Annotated in this window: 2 protein-coding genes and 1 pseudogene; 1 reads left to right on the top strand and 2 read right to left on the bottom strand. The window is 67.1% G+C overall.

The features are described from left to right. Window positions 1-693: pseudogene (locus WAN71_RS28270) on the top strand (oxidoreductase); the annotation flags it as partial. An 86-nt stretch (window positions 694-779) separates the two neighbouring features. On the opposite strand, the gene manA reads toward WAN71_RS28270, so the two are convergent. Then, the gene (gene manA / locus WAN71_RS28265; protein ID WP_422228492.1) at window positions 780-2,006 is read right to left on the bottom strand and encodes a mannose-6-phosphate isomerase, class I; all 1,227 of its coding nucleotides are present in this window, start codon (window positions 2,004-2,006) and stop codon (window positions 780-782) included. 7 nt (window positions 2,007-2,013) lie between these two features. Further along, window positions 2,014-2,846, bottom strand: an 833-nt coding sequence (locus WAN71_RS28260) for a TobH protein (protein ID WP_422228491.1), incomplete at its 5' end; no start/stop codon positions are given.

Genomic DNA, 2,846 nt, shown 5'->3' with positions numbered 1-2,846 from the left:
CCGCTCGGGCTGGGCATGCTCGGCTATGAGGATGGCGGCTGGGTCCTGACTACTTTCGGTGTCGCGAAAGTAGAACCGCCCCATACCTTTCCCGACATGCTCGCGCTCGCCAAGAAGCTGCTGCCCGGAGGGCTCTCGGCTGCGCTCGAGCGGGCCGAGCCCGTTGGCGAGGTGGCCTTCCACCGCTTCCCCACCAGCCGGTGGCGCCGCTATCACAAGCTGGACCGATTTCCGGCCGGAATTGTGCCGCTCGGGGACGCGGTGGTCAGTTTTGACCCGACGTACGGGCAGGGCATGACGATGACGTCGCTGCAGGCTGGTCATCTGCGCCGAGCTCTGGCCAATGGCCCCGACGAGGACCTGGCGCGCGAAGTGAACCGCGCTACTGCAAAGACCACCTACCCGGTGTGGATGATGACCGCGATCGGCGATCTCAAGTTCCACCATGCGACCGGCCCGGCACCCTGGTGGTACCGCCCGGTGGGCAACCTGTTCGACCAGTTCCTCGGCGCGGCCGAGACCGATCCTGTTCTCGCCGAATGGTTTTTGCGCAGATTCTCTTTGTTGGACAGCCTCTACATGATCCCGACTCCGGGACTGATCGGGCGCACGATTCGGCACAACATGCGGCTGTGGCTCGCCGAGCGCCACCAAGCCCGGGCCGAACGCCGCGGCGTGCTGGCGCCCCGCTGATTTATGCGCCGCTCCTCAGCATCGCTACGTCCCCCTCGCCGCTGCGCGGCTGGGGGTACCCCCACTGCCTCGTCAGCCGGCGCGGATCACAGGCCCACGGTGGCCCGGAATATCTTGGTCGGTTCGTGGGCGATGAGCCGGATGGGCCCGTCGTCCGCAGCCACCCAGGCGGCGGCGCCCCGGGTGAGCTTCAACAACCCGGACTTTCCGCACACCGTCGTCGAACCCTCAGTGCACAACAAGATCTGGGGACCGTCGTGGCGCGACGGCGCGTCGACCTCGTGGCCGACTTGGTCGTCGGCGAGAGTCAGCATCGACGCGGCAAACTCGTCGGTGGGGGTGTCATAGATCAGCCCGAGTCCATCCCGGTGCGTCGGCGGGTGCAATTGAGCCTTGGTGGTGGGGTCGAAATCCAGTACCCGTAGTAGCTCTGGGACGTCGACGTGTTTGGGAGTCAAACCACCCCGTAACACGTTGTCGGAGTTGGCCATTACCTCCAGCCCGACACCGCGGAGATAGGCGTGCAGGTTTCCGGCCGACAAAAAGATCGCCTCGCCGGGATCAAGGGTTATCCGGTTGAGCAGCAACGCGGCCAGCACGCCGGCATCGCCGGGATACCGTTCGCCCAACTCCAGCACCGTCTTGACTTCGGCAGCGAATTCCGTTGCGCCGCAGCTGACGTAGTGGATTGCGCCCTCGAGCACGGCGGTCACCAGGACATCGATGTCGGGCTGTGGCGCGGTGATCCAAGTCGTGAACAACGCGCGCAGGCCATCGGCATCGGACTGGTCGTTCAACAAGTCGATAAATGGATCCAGGTCAGACACCGCGAGGGCCTGCAGGAGTTCGATGGTCTGGGCCGCAGGACGGAATCCGGCTAGCGCCTCGAATTGCTGCAGCGCCACCAACAGTTCGGGCTTGTGGCTGGTGTCGCGGTAATTGCGCACCGGCGACGTCAGCGGGATGCCGAGCCGTTCCTCGCGCAGGTAACCCTCGGCGGCTTGCTCAGCGCTCGGATGCGCCTGCAGCGACAGCGGTTCGTCGGCGGCCAGCACTTTGAGCAAAAATGGAAGCACGTCACCGAACCGGGCGCGGGCCACCGAGCCCAGCTGCCCTTCCGGATCATCGAACAGTGTTTGCAGCAGTGAGGTTTCCCCGTCCGCGCCTTCCAGCCAGGCCGGATCACCGGGGTTAGCGCCGAGCCAGAGTTCGGCTTCTGGGTGGGCGGCCGGGACGGGGCGCCCGGTGAATTCGGCAATGGCAGTACGCGATCCCCATGCGTAGGTCCGTATCGCTCCGCGTAGCAATTGCACTGTCTACTTATCCCCGCACCAGCCGCAAATAAACCGCGGCCATCTCTAGCCGGACAGCCAATATAGCCAGTTGCTGCTCGGCCCCCTGGACACCCACCGGCGCCGAGCTGGCACCCGGCCCCTCAGGCACATCCTCGGCGCCGACGATGTCGACGTCGTCGAGGTGAGCGACCCGAGACGTCACGACGGTGCGCTCGGCGTCCAACGTCAAGGCCAGCACCCGCAGCCGCTCAGCGACCGGTCCGTCGATCTGCTCGTCGTGAAACAACGCCTCTTCGGAGTCGAGGGACCCCGAGTCTGCGACGGTGTGCAGCGCCACCAGGGCGTCGGCGAGCCCGGTAGCGGCGGTCACCTGATGCGCAATCCGCAGCAGAACCGAAGATCCGTGCCTGGCCAGCGCCAGGGTGGCGGCACAGTCGCCGGCCAGTACGACGCGGCGCCGTGACATGCGCTCGACCAACGCCTTGGCCGGATTGGTGAACACTTCGCGGCTGGCGCTGTTACGCAACGCCTCGGCGTCCAGCTCGTCGGCCAGCGCGGCCAGGTCCACCCGCAGCTTGGGATCGACGCTTTGCAAGGCAGCCAGTCCGGCGGCCAGGTACCTGCACAGGCCGAACTCGTCGGCGACCGGTAGCCGCGGGTCCATAATCGCGGCCCGGCCGGCCGTGGCTTCTCGCAGCGGGCCGTCGTAGGGGGCCGCGACGACCACCCGCGCACCTCGGCGCACTCCGCTGGCGGCGGCCCCGACCAGAGCCGGATCGCCGGGGTCGGCGCCGGCGACGATCAGCACGTCGAGCGGGCCGATCCACGGCGGCGCCTCGGCGGCGACCACGATCGGCG

The sequence above is a fragment of the Mycobacterium sp. genome, assembly GCF_049280035.1.
Taxonomy (GTDB): domain Bacteria; phylum Actinomycetota; class Actinomycetes; order Mycobacteriales; family Mycobacteriaceae; genus Mycobacterium.
The sequence above is the reverse complement of the archived record's forward strand: the minus strand, read 5'-3'. Positions and strand labels throughout refer to the sequence as shown.